This window comes from Falsiroseomonas sp. RANM36 (genome assembly GCF_056682175.1).
Map to the genome: position 1 here is coordinate 1,188,466 of NZ_JBWXTD010000003.1, position 16,599 is coordinate 1,205,064.

Below are 16,599 nucleotides of genomic sequence, written 5' to 3' on the forward strand. Positions count from 1 at the left end.
GCCGGGGGGCGGCGCCCCCACCCCCCCCCCCCCCCCCCCACCCCCCCCGCGCCGCGGGGGCGGGGGGCCCCCCTCGACCCCTGCCGGCTCAAGCGCGGCGGAAGCTCAGTTCACGGCGTCCTTGAGACCCTTGCCGGCCTTGAAGCGCACCGTGGTCGAGGCCGGGATCTTGATCTCCTCGCCGGTCCGCGGGTTGCGGCCCTTGCCGGCCTTCCGCTTCGAGGTCGAGAAGGTGCCGAAGCCCACCAGCCGGACCTCCTGCTTCTTCTTCAGCGACTTGGTGATCGCCTCGAACACCGCGTCCAGCACGTCGCCGGCCTTCGCCTTGGACAGTTCGCCCGCTTCCGCGACCACCGCGACAAGATCCTGCTTGTTCATCTCGAACCCCCCTAAGGTCCCCTGCGTCACCTGCATCCGGACGGCCGACTCCGGTCCGTCACTGCACCGACACTAGGCGTGCAGTTTCCGGAGCGTCAACGTGCGGTGCTCGATTCGCGGCAGAAAACCGCCATTTCCGCGCAGGGTGCGGCGCTCGGCCCACAGAACCGGCCGCGTTGCGCGAACCTCCCGCTGGAAGCCGAGGCAAACCCTTGGAAAATCAAAGGGGCGCCCGCCTCGCGGCGGACGCCCCCTCAGCATGTCACACGGGCGATGGCCTCAGTGCGGACGGACCGTGCTGCCGTCGCCGCTCGCCTGGCCTGCGGGCGGCGCCTCGGCCGGCTCCTCCCAGGTGATCGGCTCCGGCGCGCGGACCAGCGCCTTGCTGATCACCTCGTCCACATGGCTGACCGGGATGATCGTCAACGCCTTCTTCACGTTGTCCGGGATCTCGGCGAGGTCCTTCTCGTTGTCCTTCGGGATGAAGACCGTGGTGGTGCCGGTGCGCAGCGCCGCCAGCAGCTTCTCCTTCAGGCCGCCGATCGGCAGCACGCGGCCGCGCAGCGTGATCTCGCCCGTCATGGCGACATCCTTGCGCACCGGGATGCCGGTCAGCACCGAGACGATGGAGGTCGCCATCGCGATGCCTGCGGAGGGGCCGTCCTTCGGCGTCGCGCCTTCCGGCACGTGCAGATGGATGTCCCGCTTCTCGAACAGCGTCGGCTTCAGGCCGAAGGTCGTCGCGCGCGAGCGGACATAGCTCATCGCCGCGCTGACGCTCTCCTGCATGACGTCGCCGAGCTTGCCGGTCTGCTTCACATTGCCCTTGCCGGGCACCATGACGCTCTCGATGGTCAGGATCTCGCCGCCGACTTCCGTCCAGGCGAGGCCCGTCACCACGCCCACCATGTCCTCCGCCTCGGCCTCGCCGTAGCGGAACTTCCGCACCCCGGCGAACTTCTCGAGGTTCTTGACGGTGACGGCGACCTTCTTGGACTTCTTCGAGACGATCTCCCGCACCGCCTTGCGCGCGATGCCGGCGAGCTCGCGCTCGAGGTTGCGCACGCCCGCCTCGCGCGTGTGGTAGCGCACCATGTCGCGGATCGCGTCGTCGCTGATCGTCCACTCGCCCTTCTTCAGCCCGTTGGCCTCGCAGACCTTGGGCAGCAGGTGGCGCTTGGCGATCTCGACCTTCTCGTCCTCGGTGTAGCCGGGGATGCGGATGATCTCCATGCGGTCGAGCAGCGGCTGCGGCATGCGCAGGCTGTTCGCCGTCGTGATGAACATCACGTCCGACAGGTCGTAGTCCACCTCCAGGTAGTGGTCGTTGAAGGTGCCGTTCTGCTCGGGGTCCAGCACCTCGAGCAGCGCGGCGGACGGGTCGCCCCGCCAGTCGGCGCCGAGCTTGTCGATCTCGTCGAGCAGGAAGAGCGGGTTGGAGCTCTTCGCCTTCTTCATGCCCTGGATCACCTTGCCGGGCATGGAGCCGATATAGGTCCGCCGGTGGCCGCGCACCTCGGCCTCGTCCCGCACGCCGCCGAGCGACATGCGCACGAAGTTGCGCCCCGTCGCCTTGGCGATGGACTTGCCGAGCGAGGTCTTGCCGACGCCGGGCGGCCCGACCAGGCACAGGATCGGCCCGCGGATCTTCTGGCTGCGCGACTGCACGGCCAGATACTCGATGATCCGCTCCTTGACCTTCTCCAGCCCGTAGTGGTCGGCGTCGAGCACCTTCTCCGCCGCGACGATGTCGTTGCGGATGCGCGTCTTCTTCTTCCACGGGATGGAGAGCATCCAGTCGAGGTAGTTGCGCACCACCGTCGCCTCGGCGCTCATCGGCGACATGGTCTTGAGCTTCTTCAGCTCCGCCATCGCCTTCTCGCGCGCTTCCTTCGACAGCTTTGTGGCCTTGATCTTGGCCTCGAGCTCGGCGGCCTCGTCCTTGCCTTCCTCGCCCTCGCCCAGCTCCTTCTGGATCGCCTTGAGCTGCTCGTTGAGGTAGTACTCGCGCTGCGTCTTCTCCATCTGCCGCTTCACGCGGTTGCGGATGCGCTTCTCCACCTGCAGCACGCCGATCTCGCCCTCCATATGGGCGAAGACGCGCTCCAGCCGCGGGGCGACACCGGAGGTCTCCAGCAGCTCCTGCTTCTCGGCGATCTTGAGGTTGAGGTGGGAGGCGACCGTGTCGGCAAGCTTCGAGGCGTCGTCGATCTGATTGATCGAGACCAGCACCTCCGGCGCGATCTTCTTGTTGAGCTTGATGTAGCTCTCGAACTGCGTGACCACGCTGCGCGCCAGCGCCTCGGTCTCCCGCCCCTCGCCGACCTTCTCCTCCTCGATCGGGCCGGCGAAGGCCTCGAAGAAGGGGTCGGTGGACTTGTAGGCCGAGATCCTCGCGCGGCGGCCGCCTTCGACCAGCACCTTCACCGTGCCGTCCGGCAGCTTCAGCAGCTGCAGCACGGTGGAGACGGTGCCGACCTTGTAGAGGTCGTCCACGCCGGGATCGTCCTGGGCGGCGTTCTTCTGCGCGACCAGCAGGATCTGCTTGTCGTCGCGCATCACCGCTTCCAGGGCACGCACGGATTTCTCGCGCCCGACGAAGAGCGGGACGATCATATGCGGGAACACCACGATGTCGCGCAGCGGCAGCACGGGAAGCTGCTCGCCGGGGCTGACTGTGGTGGGAGTTTCGGGCGTATCCGCCATCAGGACCTCGCTAGGGACGATCGGCGCGGGGCCGCCCGGGAAGGGCCGATGCATCGTCCCCTCCCATCGCGGCACGGCCCCGGCGCCACGGGTATGTCGGTGCAGATGGCCCGCCGGCAGCCCTGCCGCAAGCACCGCGCCGCAGATTGCAGGCCGGCGGCCCGGCGCATCGGGGAACCGGCCATGCCGCTCAGGCGGAGGACTGCTCCGCCTTGCGCTCACCATAGATGAAGAGCGGGCTGGCCCGGCCTTCCGCGACCTCGCGGTTGACCACCACCTCCTCCACGTCCTCGAGCCCGGGCAGGTCGAACATCGTGCCGAGCAGGATGCTTTCCATGATGGAGCGCAGGCCGCGGGCGCCGGTGCGGCGCTGGATGGCGCGCGTGGCGACCGAGCGCATCGCGTCCTCGGTGAAGGTGAGCTTGGCGCCCTCCATCTCGAACAGGCGCTGGTACTGCTTGACCAGGGCGTTCTTCGGCTTGGTCAGGATCTCGATCAGTGCCTTCTCGTCGAGATCCTCAAGGGTTGCCACAACGGGCAGGCGCCCGATGAACTCGGGGATCAGGCCGAACTTCAGCAGGTCCTCGGGCTCCACCTCGCGCAGGATGGCGCCTGTGCGCCGGTCGTCGGGCGAGCGGACCTCGGCGCCGAAGCCCATGCCGGAGCCCTTGCCGCGGGCGCCGATGATCTTCTCGAGGCCGGCGAAGGCGCCGCCGCAGATGAAGAGGATGTTGGTCGTGTCCACCTGCAGGAATTCCTGCTGGGGATGCTTGCGGCCGCCCTGCGGCGGCACGCTGGCGACCGTGCCCTCCATGATCTTCAAGAGCGCCTGCTGCACGCCCTCCCCGCTCACGTCGCGGGTGATGGAGGGGTTGTCCGACTTGCGGCTGATCTTGTCGACCTCGTCGATGTAGACGATGCCGCGCTGCGCCCGCTCCACGTTGTAGTCGGCGGCCTGCAGCAGCTTGAGGATGATGTTCTCCACATCCTCGCCGACATAGCCGGCCTCGGTCAGCGTGGTCGCGTCGGCCATGGTGAAGGGCACGTCGAGGATGCGGGCCAGCGTCTGCGCGAGCAGCGTCTTGCCCGAGCCGGTCGGGCCGATGAGCATGATGTTGCTCTTGGCGATCTCGACATCGCCCGACTTCCCGCTATGCGCCAGGCGCTTGTAGTGGTTGTGGACGGCGACGGAGAGCACCCGCTTCGCATGGTCCTGCCCGATCACGTAGTCGTCGAGGACCTTGCAGATCTCCTTCGGCGTCGGCACGCCGTCGCGGGACTTCACGAGGTGCGTCTTGTGCTCCTCGCGGATGATGTCCATGCACAGCTCGACGCATTCGTCGCAGATGAACACGGTGGGTCCGGCAATGAGCTTCCGGACCTCGTGCTGCGACTTGCCGCAGAACGAGCAGTACAAGGTGTTCTTCGAGTCGCCGGACTTCGTCATGCGCGCTCCAGAGCCCTCACCCCCCGGCAGGAGGGGTCGGCATCACGTTGCCCCGCCCCTGGCCGGGCGGAAGGCCAAATAGAACCATAGACCCCGGCCGGGGCCAGGGAAAGCACTACAAAGTGCGGAGTGGGAGACCGCCGGCGGGGTGTTGCCCCCCCCCCCCCCCCCCCCCGCCCCCCCCCGGCCCCCCCCCCCCCCCCCCCCCCGCCCCCCCGCCGCGGCGGTGCTGGTGGCGCGCGCCAATGCGGACAAATCCGCCGCCGACCTCGCCTCCGCCCGCGCGCAGCTCGATTCCGCCCGTGCCCGGCTGGACAGCGCCGAGGCGCAGATGCGCGACGCCGAGGCGGAGCTCGATCGCGCACAGCAGTTGCGCACACGCGGCGTGAATGCCGAGCGCGACCTTTCCCGCGCCCGCTTCCTGGCCGAGCGGCTGCGGGCGGAGACCGCTGCCGCGCGCGCCTCCATCGCCCAGCAGGAGGCCGAGCTGCTGGGTGCAGAGGCGGCGCAGCGCACTTCCGCCGCCCAGGTCTCGGCGGCCGAGGCCGCGCAGGCGCAGCGCGCCGCGCAGCTTCGCCAGGTGGAGGTCGACCTGGCGAATGCCACGATACGCGCGCCGATCGACGGTGTGGTGATCTCGCGGAACATCGACATCGGCCAGACCGTCGCGGCCAGCCTGCAATCGCCCATCCTGTTCATGATCGCCGCCAGCCTGGACGAGATGGAGGTCTGGGCCACGGTGGACGAGAGCGACATCGGCCGCATTCGCGCCGGGCAGGAGGTGACCTTCACGGTCGCAGCGCATCCCGCCTTCCCCCTTCAGGGGCGGGTGAAGGAGATCCGCCTCTCCCCCACCACGGTGCAGAACGTGGTGACCTACACGGTCGTCGTCGCCGCGCCCAATGTCGGCGGGCGGATGCTGCCGGGCATGACCGCCAACATGCGCATCGTCGCCGACCGGCGGGAGAACGTGCTGCGCGTGCCGAACGCGGCGCTGCGCTGGCGCCCGCCCGGCAGCAGCGCCGAGGGCGGGGCGGAGGTGCAGGGCAGCAGCGCCATGATCGAGCAGGCGCTGCGCGAGCTCGAGGACCTGACACCGGCCCAGCGCGCCGAGATCGCCGCTGCCGAGGCCGAGTTCCGCGAGCGGATGGCCTCCTTGCCGCAGGATGGCGATGCGCGCCGCGTGCAGTCGCAGGCGGCACGCCGACGGCTGATCGCGCGCTTCAACGGCGTGCTGACCGGCGAGCAGCGCGCCCGCCTCGCTTCCGCGCGCGGCGGCGGGCAGGGCCGCGGCACGCCGGGCACCGTCTGGGTGCTGGACGAGGCCACCGGCGCGCCGCGCTCCGTGCCGGTGCGCAGCGGGCTGACGGATGGCAGCGTGACCGAGATCGTGAGCGGCCTCGAGGAAGGCGCGCAGGTGGTGATCGGCACGGAGCGCGCCACGGCACGCGCCGGCGCCGGCAGCGCGCTCAGGGGCTTCTGATGATCGGGGCGCTGATCGAGACCGAGGCCCTGACCCGCCACTACCCGGCCGGCGAGGGGGTGGTGGCGGCGCTGCAGGATGTCTCGGTGGCGGTCGAGCCCGGCGCCTTCGTCGCGGCGATGGGCCCCTCGGGCTCGGGCAAGTCCACCTTCCTGAACCTGATCGGCTGCCTCGATCGCCCGACGCGCGGGCGCTACCGGCTGATGGGGGAGGACACCGCGGTGCTTTCGGCGGACCGGCTGGCGGCGCTGCGCTCCCGCCGGCTGGGATTCATCTTCCAGTCCTTCAACCTGCTGCCCCGGGTGGATGCGCTCGGCAATGTCGAGCTGCCGATGATCTATCGCGGCGTGGGGCGCCCCCCCCCCCCCCCCCCCCCCGGGGCCCCGAGGGGGCGGCGCCCCCTTCACCCCCTGATTCAGGAGTTCCTGGCCCATGGCCGAGCACATCCGCATCGGCGACGTTGCGCCGCGCGTGCAGTATGTCGGCGACGGCGCCCGCACCGATTTCGACTTCCCCTTCCCGATCTTCGCCGCCGACGACCTGGAGATCCGCGTCGGCGCCGTGGCGCTGAACGGCGGCTACAGCGTCACGGGCGCCGGGCAGAGCGAGGGCGGCACCGCGACGCTCGTCGCGCCGCCAGGCATCGGCGAGACCGTCACGCTGCGCCGCCGCGTGCGCGTGGAGCGCAACACGGACTTCCAGGACAACGGCCTGCTGCGCGCCCGCACGCTGAACGACGAGCTGGACCGGCTGATCGCCGTGCTGCAGGAACAGCGCGACGAGATCGGCTCCGCCCTGCGGCAGGACCCGTCCGAGATCGGCGGGCAGCTGACGCTGCCGCTGCGCCCCGCCCGCGCGAACCGGCTGCTGGGCTTCGATTCGAATGGCGACGCGGCGATCTTCCCGCGCGATTCCGGCCTGCTGACGGCGCCCTATCCGGGCGCCATCCCGCGCACGGCGGAAGACAAGCTCGGCGAGCGGCTGTCCGCGCGCGACTTCGGCGCCAGCGGCAACGGCGTGACGGATGATGGCCCCGCGCTGCAGGCCGCGATGAACGCCGCCGCGGCGGCGGGCAAGACGCTGCTGATCGGCGAGGGCAGCCACCGCACGACGCAGCCGCTGGTGCTGCCCGGTGCCGCTGCCGGCCTGATCATGCGCGGCGCGATCGTCTATGCCGGCCCCGCGAACCAGGCGGCGCTGACCATCGGCGATGGCGGCACGGCGCGCAACGCCAACAAGATCCTCACCGGCCTGACCGTGCTGCGCGCCGGCGTCGGCCCCTGGGCGGACGAGAACGAGATCGGGCTGGTGCTGCGCAACCTCGATGCAAGCGTGGTGGAGATCCGCGAGGTCAACGGCTTCACCATCGGCATCCGCACCGTCGGCGACGGCCGCGGCTTCGAGGACACCACGCTGTATCTCGGCCGCATCGTGAACAACGGCATCGGTCTCGACATCCACACGCTGACGGCGGGCGCCTGGAACACATCCGTGCGGTACTATGGTGGGCACTTCGCCATCGGCAGCACGGTCAACACCACGAAGGACCGCTTCGGCATCCGGCTTTCCGCCGCGCCGGGCGCCTATGTCGCGCACAACCGCCACCTGTTCGACGGGCCGAATTTCGAGCTGCAGGCGGAAGGCCGGCCGATCGCGGGCATTCCGTTCCTTTGCCAGGTGAACAGTCGTGCCATCGTGGCGCGCGCGATCCGCATGGAAGGCTGCTCCCCCTACGTCGCCCGCCACACCGCCGGCGCGCAGGACCATCTCTACGAGGTCGCCTGGGCCAGCCAGGGCTACCAGGTGGAGATCGAGCACGCCGCCGGCGCGACACGCCTCGGCGGCGCGGTGCGCACGCTGCACCAGGCGGCGCCGCATGTGGAGGCACGGCGCGAGCTCGCCTCCGTTCCCGGCCTGCGCGCCGCCGCCATCCGCTGGAACGCGACCGAAACCGGCTTCGAGAAGCTGGCGGTGCTGTCCTCCAACGTGTCGGGCAGCCCCGCCGTGCTGGCGGATTTCGTCTTCCCTGGCCTCGACAACATCACGCTGACCAATCGCGGCGCGGTGCTTGGTGGCGGCCGCGCGCTGGGCTTTGTGGTGGATGCACGGCGATGCAAGGATTTCGCGCTCGCGCTCGATGCCGACACGCCGCGGCTGATGGTGATGACCTTCGACGCGAACATGAACCTGCTGACCGATGCGGCGGGCCAGGCCGTGCTCGCTTCGGGGCAATCCGTGGTGTGGAACCCGACCGCGCGCTGGTGGCAGGGGGCCGCGGACATGGAGGACGCGACGCTGACGCGCCTGCAGGCGGTGAAGCTCTCCGCCGCGGTCGGCTTCGCCGTGATCGGCGTGGCGCGCATCGGCGCCGACTACGAGGTGCGCGCGATGCGCCTCGCCTGCGATCCGCGCCACGCGCCGGCGGTGCTGTATGGCCTGCCGGATCTGCGGCATGGCGCGCGGGAACTCCTGGCGGAAGCGGCGTGGGATCCGCCCTCCGTCGCGGCCGGCGGCACGGCGCAGGTCAACGTGACCGTGCCCGGCGCGCGGGCCGGCGACTTCGCGCAGGCCTCCTACAGCGTCTCCACCATCCTGCCCTTCATCGCGCAGGTCAGCGCGCAGGACACGGTGACGGTCGCGGTGTGGAACCGCACGGGCGGCGCCGTGGACCTGAACCCCGGCACGGTGCGCGTGCGCGTGGTGAAGGCATGAAGCGCCCCCGCAAGACCGCCACGCCCACCGCCGCCATCGCGAAGGACCTGTTCGACGCCGCGCGCGGCAAGCTGGAGGCCGACTATGTCGGCTTCGTCTCCGACACCGCGACCGAGGACCCGAAGCGCTTCATCGCGCGCAACGCCGCCGCGCGCGACGCGCTGGAACATCTGGTGCAGCTCGCCACCCATGCCGGCGCGCTGGATGCGCCGGATGGCCCGGGCGAGCACACCATCCAGCAGCTCATCGCGGCGGCGCGTCGCGGCGTCGCGGATGAGAACAAAACGTGATCATCCCATCGGCCCCCCATGCGCCTGCCGACCTTCTCGAATTCGCCTGGCTCTGGAACCAGCGCGCGCGACTGCGGACGCCGACGCTGCACCGCCGCGTCCTGCGCTGGCTCGAGGATGCGCTGAAGGCGGGCGATCGCCGGCTGCTGCTGATGGCCTTCCGCGGCGCGGGCAAGTCCACCCTGGTCGGCCTGTTCTGCGCCTGGCAGCTCTATCGCAACCCCGACCTGCGCATCCTGGTGCTGGCCGCCGACCACGCGCTGGCGACGCGCATGGTCTCGACCGTGCGGCGCATCCTGGCGCGCCATCCGCTCTGCGGCGCGCTGCTGCCGGAGGCGGGCGAGGGCGGCTGGGCGGCGGATCGCTTCACCGTGGCGCGCGATGCGGTGCTGCGCGATGCCTCCATGATGGCGGCGGGCATCGGCGGCAACATCACCGGCGCGCGCGCCGAGCTGATCGTCTGCGACGATGTCGAGGTCGCCGGCAATTGCGACACGCCGGCCAAGCGCGAGGAGCTGCGCGAGCGCCTGACGGAGACGGAGTTCGTGCTCGTGCCCGGCGGCACGCTGCTCTTCGTCGGCACGCCGCACTGCGCCGAGAGCCTCTACGCCGAGGGCGCGGAGGGCTTCCTCGCGGGGTATCGGCGCCTCGTCCTGCCGCTGCTCGATGCCGAGGGCCGCGGCGCCTGGCCGGAACGCTTCCCGGAAGAGGCAGTGGCGAAGCTGCGCGATCGCGTCGGGCCGCTGGCCTTCCGCCGCCAGATGCTGCTGCAGCCGGTGGCGGAGGAGGCGGCGCGGCTCGATCCCGCGCTGATCGCGCGCTACGCGGCGGAGCCGGAATACCGCGAAGCGAACGGGCGCGGCGTGCTGACGCTGATGGGCACGCGGCTGGTCTCGGGCGGCGGCTGGTGGGATCCCGCCTTCGGCCGTCCGGGCCGTGGCGATTCCAGCGTGGTCGCCGCGACCTATGCCGATGCGGAAGGCCGCAGCTACCTGCATCGCATCGCCTATGTCACGCATGACCCGGGCGTGTCGGCGGACCCCGCGACGCAGCAATGCCGCGCGGTCGCCGCCATCGCGCAGGAGCTGCTGCTGCCGGTGATGCGCGTCGAGACCAATGGCATCGGCGGCTTCCTGCCCGGCCTGCTCCGCCAGGAATTTTCCCGCGCGGGCCTGTCCTGCGCTGTGGTGGAGATGGCGAGCCGCGTGCCGAAGGTGCAGCGCATCCTCGGCGCGCTGGACCCGGTGCTCGCCGCGCGCCGCCTCTCCGCGCATGAGAGCGTCTTCCGCACGCGCTTCCCGCAGGAGATGGCGGCCTGGCGGCCCGAAACGCCGAATGCGCGCGACGATGCGCTGGATGCGCTGGCCGGCTGCCTGCTGGCCGAGCCGGTGCGCCTGCCGCTGCTGCCGCCGCGCGGCGCGGGCCCGAACTGGCGCGGCGCCTAGGCTAGGCTGCCGACTTCCGCCGCATGATTTCCGTGCCGTGCCGCGTGGTGCCGGTCTCCGTGATCTCGAAGCGGCCATCGCTGCGCAGCCGCGCGAAGCCCAGGCTCTGCAGGCGTTCCAGGCAGGGCCCATCCTTCTGCCCGTCGGGCCGGCCGATCGCCCCCACCAGCGTCAGCCGGTGCAGCGCCGATCGGCAGCAGGTCTCGAGATAGGGCTCGTTCCACATGGTCCCGGTGTCGCGTCGTGGTCCCGCAAGGGTGGGGCCGCGGCGGCGCCGCTTCAAGTCGCGCAAAGCCCACCGCCCGAAGCGCAAGGAGTGACAAGAGATGCTTCCAGACCTGCCGCCCTCCCTGGTGGCGGCGCTGGCGGACACGCCGCTGGTGCTCGCCCTGCTGTGGATCGTGCTGCTGCTGCGCCGCGACCTGGCGGCGCGCAACGACCTGCCGCCTGTCGTGCAGGCGCCGCCGCCGCGCTCGGACCGTGACGATCTCGCCGCCTTCAAGCTGGAGGTCGCGCGCACCTATGTGCCGCTGACGCTGATCCGCGACCTGGATCATCGCCTGACGCAGCAGCTCGGCCGGCTGGAGGCGAAGCTCGACGAGGTGAGCCGCGCCGCGACCGCCGCCGCCGCGGTCTCCGGCCAGTCGCTGCCGCCGCGCAGCATCGGCTTCGGCCTGCGCGCGAAGGAGCATGAGGCATGAGCGCCCTTCTCGCCCAGGCGCCGCGCGTCGCCGGCCCGGCGGAGGTGCTGGCGCTGACCCTCTGGGGAGAAGCCGCGGGGCGCCCCGTGCGGGCGATGGAAGCCGTGGCCAGCGTGGTGATGACGCGGGTGCGCCTGGCCTCGGAGCCGGACGGGCCTGTGCATCTCGGGCAGGGCGTGGTGGGCGTGTGTCGCGCGCCCTTCCAGTTCGCCTGCTGGCATCCCGGCCATCCGCGCCACCAGGCGCTGTCCGAGTTGCCGCCGCGTGCGGAACTCGGCGCCTGCAGCCGCATCGCGGCGCGTGCCCTGGCCGGCGCGCTGCCGGACCCCACCGCGGGCGCCACGCACTACCACGAGGACAGCGTGCTGCCGCGCTGGGCGTTGGGCGTCACGCCGACCGCGACGCTGGGCGGGCTTGTGTTCTATCGCCTGATCGGGTGATTCCGCGCCGCATGGAACACGTCATCTACACCCTTGTCCGGGGCGCCGACTGGCGGGAAGCGGAACGCGTGGGCGCCTATGCCGGCAGCGCCGACGATGCGCGCGACGGCTTCCTGCACTTCTCCACCGCCGCCCAGGTGCAGGAGAGCGCCCGAAAGCATCGGCGCGGCGAGCCCGATCTCTGGCTGATCGAGGCCGATGCGGCGCGGCTCGGCGATGCGCTGAAATGGGAAGCGGCCAGCGGCGGCAAGCGGCCGGGCCTGTTCCCGCATCTCTACGGGCCTCTGCCGCTGTCGGCCGTGCTCAGCGCCGTGCCGCTGCCGCTGCGCGAGGACGGCACGCACGACTTCCCGGCGGGATTCGCGTGAGCCGGCATTCTCAGGCCGGCCCGTCCACGATGACGAGGTTGGCGATGGAACTGCGCTGCCGCAGCCCGATCACCGCCTGGTAGGCGTCGGACCGGTACCAGGCTTCCGCCGCCTCGCGCGAGGGGAATTCGATGATCACCAGCCGCGGATGCGGCCATTCCCCCTCCAGCACCGTCAACGCGCCCCCGCGCACGACGAAGCTGCCGCCGAAGGGCGCGAGCGTCGGCATCACCCCCTTGCGGTATTCGGCGAAGACCGCCTCGTCGGTGACGGTCTCGGTGGCGATGAGATAGGCCTTCACGCCGGCATCCTTCCCTGGCCGCGGCGCCGTCGCGTGACGGCGCGGCCGGCCACCCTATCACGCGCGCGTCGCGCTGCGCTCGCTCATCACGCAGGCCAGCACCACGATCACCGCGCCCACCAGCATCGGCCAGCCGGGCAGGTGTCCCCACAACGCCAGGTCGAAGGCCACGCTCCACACCAGCCCCGAATAGCCATAGGGCGCGAGGCGTGAGGCGGAGGCGTGCCGAAAGGCCTCGGCCAGCGCGGCGGTCGCGGCGCCGACGATCAGCCCGTTCGCGATCATCAGGACCAGCGCCAGCGTATCCGGCGTGCGCCAGGTGGCGATGCCGGGGCCGAGCATCACCAGGAAGCCGAGCAGCGCCGGCCACAGCACCACCCGCGCCAGCCCCGCTTCCTGCCGCAGCGAGCGGTTCAGCACGAAGACCAGCGAGTAGCAGAGCGTGCCGCAGATCGCCCAGACGAAGCCCATCGCCGAGCCGCCGGTGGCGGCGGCAAGCCCGGGCGCCAGGCCGATGGCCACCCCCGCGAAGCCCAGCACCACCCAGCCCCAGGCGGCCGGGCGCGGCCGCTCTTTCAGGATCAGCGCCGCCAGCCCCAGCACGAAGAAGGGCGCGGTGAAGAACACCAGGTAGCCCTCCACCAGCGGCAGCAGGCTGAAGGTCAGGAAGAAGAAGGCCGCGCTGCCGAGCATGGCGCAGGCGCGCAGCAGGTGGATGCCCGGCCGGCGCGTGGAGAGCGCACCGCCCCAGCCCGGCCGGATGGCCCGGATGGCCAGGAGCGCCGCCAGCATCGTCGCGAAGCGCACCAGCAGCACCTGCCAGACGGCGTGATCGGCCGAGAGCAGCTTGCTGATCGCGTCCAGCAGGCCGAACAGGCCGATCCCCAGCAGCATATACGCCGGCCCGCGCAACCTACCCTCCCGCGATGCCGGCTGAGTGGGGCCGTGGCGGCCGGCGGTCAATGCGGCTTCCCTTCGCGGCCGGCGCAGGGCACAAGCGCGCCCGGCCATGACCCCGAAACTCGCCTCCGTCCTCATGCCGCTGATGCGCGGCATGGACCCCGAACGCGCGCATGACATCGCGCTGCGCGCGCTGCGCTTCGGGCTCGCCGGGCGCGACACCTCGCCCGACGACCCGATCCTGGCGACGCACGCGCTCGGCCTCGATTTCCGCAACCCGATCGGCCTCGCCGCGGGCTTCGACAAGTCGGCGGTCGCCGTCGCGCCGCTGATGCGCCTCGGCTTCGGCTTCGTCGAGGCCGGGTCCGTCACGCCGAAGCCGCAGATCGGCAACCCGAAGCCGCGGCTGTTCCGCCTGGTCGAGGATCGCGCGGTGATCAACCGCATGGGCATGAACAATGCCGGCCTCGCCGCCTTCCGCGCCCGCATCGCCGCCCTGCCCCGGCCCGCGCCCGCCGTGCTCGGCGTGAACATCGCCATCAACAAGGAAGGGGCCGCGCCGCTGCGCGACTATCCCGCGTTGTACGAGGCGGTGGCGCCGCTGGCCGGCTATGTCGCGGTGAACGTCTCCTCCCCCAACACGCCCGGCCTGCGCGACTTGCAGGGCGAGCAGCAGCTGTCCGACATCCTCGCCGCGCTGGCCGAGACGCGCGCGCGGCTGAAGGGCGGAAAGCCGCCGATCCTGGTGAAGATCGCGCCCGACCTCGCGCCCGGCGCGGTGGAGCCGATCGTCGCCGCCGTCGTTCAGCACGGCATGCAGGGCCTGATCGTCTCCAACACCACCATAACGCGGCCTGGGCTGCGCAGTGCGCATCGCGGCCAGGCGGGCGGGCTTTCCGGCCCGCCGCTGCGCGCCGCCTCCACCGAGCTGCTGCGGCGCGTGGCGCAACTGGCGAAGGGGCGCGGCCTGACGCTGATCGGCTGCGGCGGCGTCGGCTCCGGCGCCGACGCCTTGCAGAAGCTGCGGGCCGGCGCGTCGCTGGTGCAGCTCTATGCCGCCTTCGCGTATGAAGGACCGGCGCTGATCCCGCGCATCAAGCGGGAGCTGGCCGCGCTGCTGCGGCGCGACGGCGTGCGCAGCGTCGGCGACATCGTGGGGGCGGACATCGCATGAGGCTGCTCGACGGCATCGCGCCGCTGGCGGAGCGCTATGACGGCTTCGTCCTCGACATCTGGGGCGTCGTGCATGATGGGCGCCGGCCCTATCCCGGCGTGGCCGAGGCCTTCGCGGCGCTGAAGGCGTGCGGCAAGCGCGTCGCGCTGCTGTCCAACGCGCCGCGGCGGTCGCATGTCGTGGATGCGCTGCTGACCGGCATGGGGCTGGACCGCGGCCTGTGGGATGCCACGATCACCAGCGGCGAGCTCGCCTGGCGCGCGCTGCGGGACCGTCACGCGCTCGGCTATGGCGGCCACGCGCTGCATATCGGGCCGGAGCGCGACCTCTCGACCGTCGAGGGGCTCGACATCACGCTGGTCGCCGATGCCGCGGCGGCCGATTGGGTGCTGAACACCGGCCCCGACCCGGAGCGCGGCAATGGCGCGGTCGAGCCGTACCGGCCGATGCTGGAAGCCTGCGCCGCGCGGCGCCGGCCGCAGCTCTGCGTCAACCCCGCCCGCGGCGGGATGGTGGGCGCGCAGCGCGGGCACTGCGCCGGCGCGCGGCCTGGGCGGGGGCGCGCCGCCCCGGCCGTTGCGGCCCGCCGGCGCCGCGCGGCGCCTGCCGATGCTCTGCGTCAACCCCGACCGCTTCGTGATGGTGGGCGAGCAGCGCGTGATCTGCGCCGGCGCGCTGGCCGATCTCTATGTCGCGCTCGGCGGCCCGGCGGCGCGGGAGATCGGCAAGCCCGATCCCGCGGTCTATGCGCCGGTGCTGGAGGCGCTCGGAATCGCCGACCGGTCGCGCGTGGTGGCGATCGGCGACAGCCCGCACACCGACCTCGCCGGCGCGCAGGCGGCGGGGCTGGACGCGGTCTGGGCGCTGACCGGGCTGGCTGCGCATGCGCATGGCGAGGCGCCCGATCCGGCCCGCCTGGCGGCGGTCGCGGCGCAGGAAGGCGTCGCGCCGGTCGCGGCGCTGTCCGGGCTGCGCTGGTAGGATCCGGGGCGGCAGGCCACGACGTGTCGGCATCCGCCGGCCAACTGCCTTTAGTGCAAGGCTGTAAGGAATTCCGACAGGACGCCACGCCTGTGCCGCGCTCACCCCGAGGCCAAGCGCGCTCGGCGCGCCTCCCATCCGGCACGATCGCGCAGATGGGGAATCGACGGCCCCTCGGAACCACCAGAAATTGCATCGCATATAAGGCACAATCATTACGAAGCCGCGAGAATTTTCGCAAAGAGCAAGATCATTTCAATACGAGCAAAATGTCTCTAATTTCATTCTTGTCCGCAGCATTTCGCATATAAAGTGTCTCGAAAACAGATCCGAGTCGGAAAAGCTTACAAGAAAGCCCCAAACTTCGAGACGTTTCCTGACAAAGCCATAGAAAACAGGACGATGCGAGGGTGGTACGAACCTTGCTCTCCCGCCGCTCCGTCAGACAGGCGGAGCCGGACGGCCGGTGCCGCCGCCGCAAGCTGTGACGGGAGAGATGGGTTATGCTGAATCGCTTACGTGATGCCGCCTGCGGGCTTGCCGCCCTGGCGCTTGCCGCCGGCATCGCGCCCGCCGCCCAGGCGGCGCCGAGCTTCTCGAGCGCCGGGGTGCTCTCGAACTCCGGGAACCTGGAGTTCTTCATCGTGGACGCGACCTGCAAGCTCGACTGCAATGTCGAGATCGAGGTCGTTCCCTTCCAGCAGAACGCCTTCCTCATCCGGAACGCGACGACCGGCGAGCCGCTGGTGCCCGCCGGCGACGACCTCGCGATCTTCTTCGAGGTCTACGGGAAGAACGGCTTCACCCTGAGCAAGTGGATGGGCCAGCTGATCGACGCGCCGAGCGGCAGCCTCGGCGAGAACCTCGCCGATTTCGACGTGAATCCCGGCAACGGCCTCGGCTCGATCGAGACGATGGGCAATGAGGTCGGCACGGTGATGTTTCCCTACGCCACCGGCGCGATCTTCGGCGACAAGGACATCAACGGGCTCAACGGCGCCATCGGCGGCGTCCTTCAGGGCCTGATCCTGCCCGTGCCCGCCCCGGCGAGCCTCGGCCTGCTGTTCGTCGGCCTCGCCGGCCTCGCGGCCGCCCGCCGGCGTCGTCCGCAGGCCTGACCGCGGCTCGGGCCGCGCCGGCCTTCGGGCGCGCCCGCCCCCAGGAGATCGCCGCCCGCCGGCCCGATCAGCACGTTGTCCCCGGCGTTGGCCTGCAGGTCGTCGGCGAAGCCCGGCCCCGCCCGCGCCGCGCCATCGGCGTAGAGATCGCCCTG

16 protein-coding genes and 2 pseudogenes are annotated in these 16,599 nt (G+C 71.3%); 12 read left to right on the forward strand and 6 right to left on the reverse strand.

The window, feature by feature from the left end; genetic code table 11:
* Positions 1-105: 105 nt before the first annotated feature.
* From AC1MIR_RS10590 to clpX, 3 genes are all read right to left on the reverse strand, one after another.
* A complete protein-coding gene (locus AC1MIR_RS10590) occupies positions 106-378 on the reverse strand; it encodes an HU family DNA-binding protein (protein ID WP_480028126.1) in 273 nt (90 codons plus the stop codon).
* 279 nt (positions 379-657) lie between these two features.
* Positions 658-3,084 (reverse strand): endopeptidase La, encoded by a 2,427-nt coding sequence (lon, locus tag AC1MIR_RS10595; protein WP_480028127.1) that lies wholly within the window; start codon positions 3,082-3,084, stop codon positions 658-660.
* Positions 3,085-3,274: 190 nt separating this feature from the next.
* Positions 3,275-4,531, reverse strand: coding sequence for an ATP-dependent Clp protease ATP-binding subunit ClpX (gene clpX, locus AC1MIR_RS10600; protein WP_480028128.1), 1,257 nt, complete (start codon positions 4,529-4,531; stop codon positions 3,275-3,277).
* A 148-nt stretch (positions 4,532-4,679) separates the two neighbouring features.
* Between clpX and AC1MIR_RS10605 the strand changes: the two genes are divergently transcribed.
* The 5 genes and pseudogenes from AC1MIR_RS10605 to terL all read left to right on the forward strand — a co-directional run bounded on the left by AC1MIR_RS10605 (position 4,680) and on the right by terL (position 10,461).
* Entirely contained in the window at positions 4,680-6,014 is a 1,335-nt protein-coding gene (locus AC1MIR_RS10605) for an efflux RND transporter periplasmic adaptor subunit (RefSeq protein ID WP_480028129.1), read from the forward strand.
* Positions 6,014-6,322, forward strand: a pseudogene (locus AC1MIR_RS10610) (ATP-binding cassette domain-containing protein); the annotation flags it as partial. The gene AC1MIR_RS10605 and the pseudogene AC1MIR_RS10610, both read left to right, overlap by 1 nt.
* A gap of 124 nt (positions 6,323-6,446) precedes the next feature.
* Entirely contained in the window at positions 6,447-8,726 is a 2,280-nt protein-coding gene (locus tag AC1MIR_RS10615; protein ID WP_480028130.1) for a phage tail fiber protein, read from the forward strand.
* Positions 8,723-9,016: a hypothetical protein gene (locus AC1MIR_RS10620; protein ID WP_480028131.1), complete on the forward strand. Its 294-nt coding sequence runs from the start codon at positions 8,723-8,725 to the stop codon at positions 9,014-9,016. The genes AC1MIR_RS10615 and AC1MIR_RS10620 overlap by 4 nt, the downstream gene beginning before the upstream one ends.
* Complete coding sequence (gene terL, locus AC1MIR_RS10625) at positions 9,013-10,461, forward strand: phage terminase large subunit (RefSeq protein ID WP_480028132.1); 1,449 nt, start codon at positions 9,013-9,015, stop codon at positions 10,459-10,461. The genes AC1MIR_RS10620 and terL overlap by 4 nt, the downstream gene beginning before the upstream one ends.
* 1 nt (position 10,462) lies before the next feature.
* On the opposite strand, the gene AC1MIR_RS10630 is transcribed toward terL, so the two are convergent.
* Positions 10,463-10,687 (reverse strand): hypothetical protein, encoded by a 225-nt coding sequence (locus tag AC1MIR_RS10630; RefSeq protein WP_480028133.1) that lies wholly within the window; start codon positions 10,685-10,687, stop codon positions 10,463-10,465.
* 100 nt (positions 10,688-10,787) lie between these two features.
* Here AC1MIR_RS10630 and AC1MIR_RS10635 point away from each other — a divergent pair, with 100 nt between their 5' ends.
* From AC1MIR_RS10635 to AC1MIR_RS10645, 3 genes are read left to right on the forward strand one after another with little or no spacing between them, the layout of a single operon-like run.
* Entirely contained in the window at positions 10,788-11,162 is a 375-nt protein-coding gene (locus AC1MIR_RS10635) for a hypothetical protein (RefSeq protein ID WP_480028134.1), read from the forward strand.
* Positions 11,159-11,602 (forward strand): cell wall hydrolase, encoded by a 444-nt coding sequence (locus tag AC1MIR_RS10640; RefSeq protein WP_480028135.1) that lies wholly within the window; start codon positions 11,159-11,161, stop codon positions 11,600-11,602. The genes AC1MIR_RS10635 and AC1MIR_RS10640 overlap by 4 nt, the downstream gene beginning before the upstream one ends.
* 11 nt (positions 11,603-11,613) lie before the next feature.
* Complete coding sequence (locus AC1MIR_RS10645; protein WP_480028136.1) at positions 11,614-11,970, forward strand: DUF952 domain-containing protein; 357 nt, start codon at positions 11,614-11,616, stop codon at positions 11,968-11,970.
* A 10-nt stretch (positions 11,971-11,980) separates the two neighbouring features.
* Here the strand turns inward: AC1MIR_RS10645 and AC1MIR_RS10650 are convergent, their stop codons facing one another.
* Positions 11,981-12,271 carry a DUF1330 domain-containing protein gene (locus AC1MIR_RS10650; protein WP_480028137.1) on the reverse strand — a complete coding sequence of 97 codons (291 nt, stop codon included), beginning with the start codon at positions 12,269-12,271 and terminating at the stop codon, positions 11,981-11,983.
* Positions 12,272-12,328: 57 nt separating this feature from the next.
* A complete protein-coding gene (locus AC1MIR_RS10655) occupies positions 12,329-13,183 on the reverse strand; it encodes a DMT family transporter (protein WP_480028138.1) in 855 nt (284 codons plus the stop codon).
* Between the two features lie 97 nt (positions 13,184-13,280).
* On the opposite strand from AC1MIR_RS10655, the gene AC1MIR_RS10660 reads away from it, so the two are divergent.
* The 4 genes and pseudogenes from AC1MIR_RS10660 to AC1MIR_RS10675 all read left to right on the forward strand — a co-directional run bounded on the left by AC1MIR_RS10660 (position 13,281) and on the right by AC1MIR_RS10675 (position 16,444).
* The gene (locus AC1MIR_RS10660) at positions 13,281-14,345 is read left to right on the forward strand and encodes a quinone-dependent dihydroorotate dehydrogenase (protein ID WP_480028139.1); all 1,065 of its coding nucleotides are present in this window, start codon (positions 13,281-13,283) and stop codon (positions 14,343-14,345) included.
* Positions 14,342-14,878 (forward strand): annotated as a pseudogene (locus tag AC1MIR_RS10665) (TIGR01459 family HAD-type hydrolase); the annotation flags it as partial. The gene AC1MIR_RS10660 and the pseudogene AC1MIR_RS10665, both read left to right, overlap by 4 nt.
* Positions 14,879-14,954: 76 nt before the next feature.
* Positions 14,955-15,326 (forward strand): HAD hydrolase-like protein, encoded by a 372-nt coding sequence (locus AC1MIR_RS10670; protein ID WP_480028140.1) that lies wholly within the window; start codon positions 14,955-14,957, stop codon positions 15,324-15,326.
* A gap of 503 nt (positions 15,327-15,829) precedes the next feature.
* Entirely contained in the window at positions 15,830-16,444 is a 615-nt protein-coding gene (locus AC1MIR_RS10675) for a PEP-CTERM sorting domain-containing protein (protein ID WP_480028141.1), read from the forward strand.
* Positions 16,445-16,599 lie beyond the last annotated feature (155 nt).

Bases quoted from the DNA above. Each gene is read 5' to 3' on its own strand.
- AC1MIR_RS10615 (WP_480028130.1), top strand. From the start codon at position 6,447: ATGGCCGAGCACATCCGCATCGGCGACGTTGCGCCGCGCGTGCAGTAT.
- AC1MIR_RS10660 (WP_480028139.1), top strand. From the start codon at position 13,281: ATGACCCCGAAACTCGCCTCCGTCCTCATGCCGCTGATGCGCGGCATG.
- AC1MIR_RS10635 (WP_480028134.1), top strand. From the start codon at position 10,788: ATGCTTCCAGACCTGCCGCCCTCCCTGGTGGCGGCGCTGGCGGACACG.
- clpX (WP_480028128.1), bottom strand. From the start codon at position 4,531: ATGACGAAGTCCGGCGACTCGAAGAACACCTTGTACTGCTCGTTCTGC.
- AC1MIR_RS10630 (WP_480028133.1), bottom strand. From the start codon at position 10,687: ATGTGGAACGAGCCCTATCTCGAGACCTGCTGCCGATCGGCGCTGCAC.
- AC1MIR_RS10645 (WP_480028136.1), top strand. From the start codon at position 11,614: ATGGAACACGTCATCTACACCCTTGTCCGGGGCGCCGACTGGCGGGAA.
- AC1MIR_RS10620 (WP_480028131.1), top strand. From the start codon at position 8,723: ATGAAGCGCCCCCGCAAGACCGCCACGCCCACCGCCGCCATCGCGAAG.
- lon (WP_480028127.1), bottom strand. From the start codon at position 3,084: ATGGCGGATACGCCCGAAACTCCCACCACAGTCAGCCCCGGCGAGCAG.
- AC1MIR_RS10590 (WP_480028126.1), bottom strand. From the start codon at position 378: ATGAACAAGCAGGATCTTGTCGCGGTGGTCGCGGAAGCGGGCGAACTG.
- AC1MIR_RS10670 (WP_480028140.1), top strand. From the start codon at position 14,955: ATGCTCTGCGTCAACCCCGACCGCTTCGTGATGGTGGGCGAGCAGCGC.
- AC1MIR_RS10675 (WP_480028141.1), top strand. From the start codon at position 15,830: ATGCTGAATCGCTTACGTGATGCCGCCTGCGGGCTTGCCGCCCTGGCG.
- AC1MIR_RS10640 (WP_480028135.1), top strand. From the start codon at position 11,159: ATGAGCGCCCTTCTCGCCCAGGCGCCGCGCGTCGCCGGCCCGGCGGAG.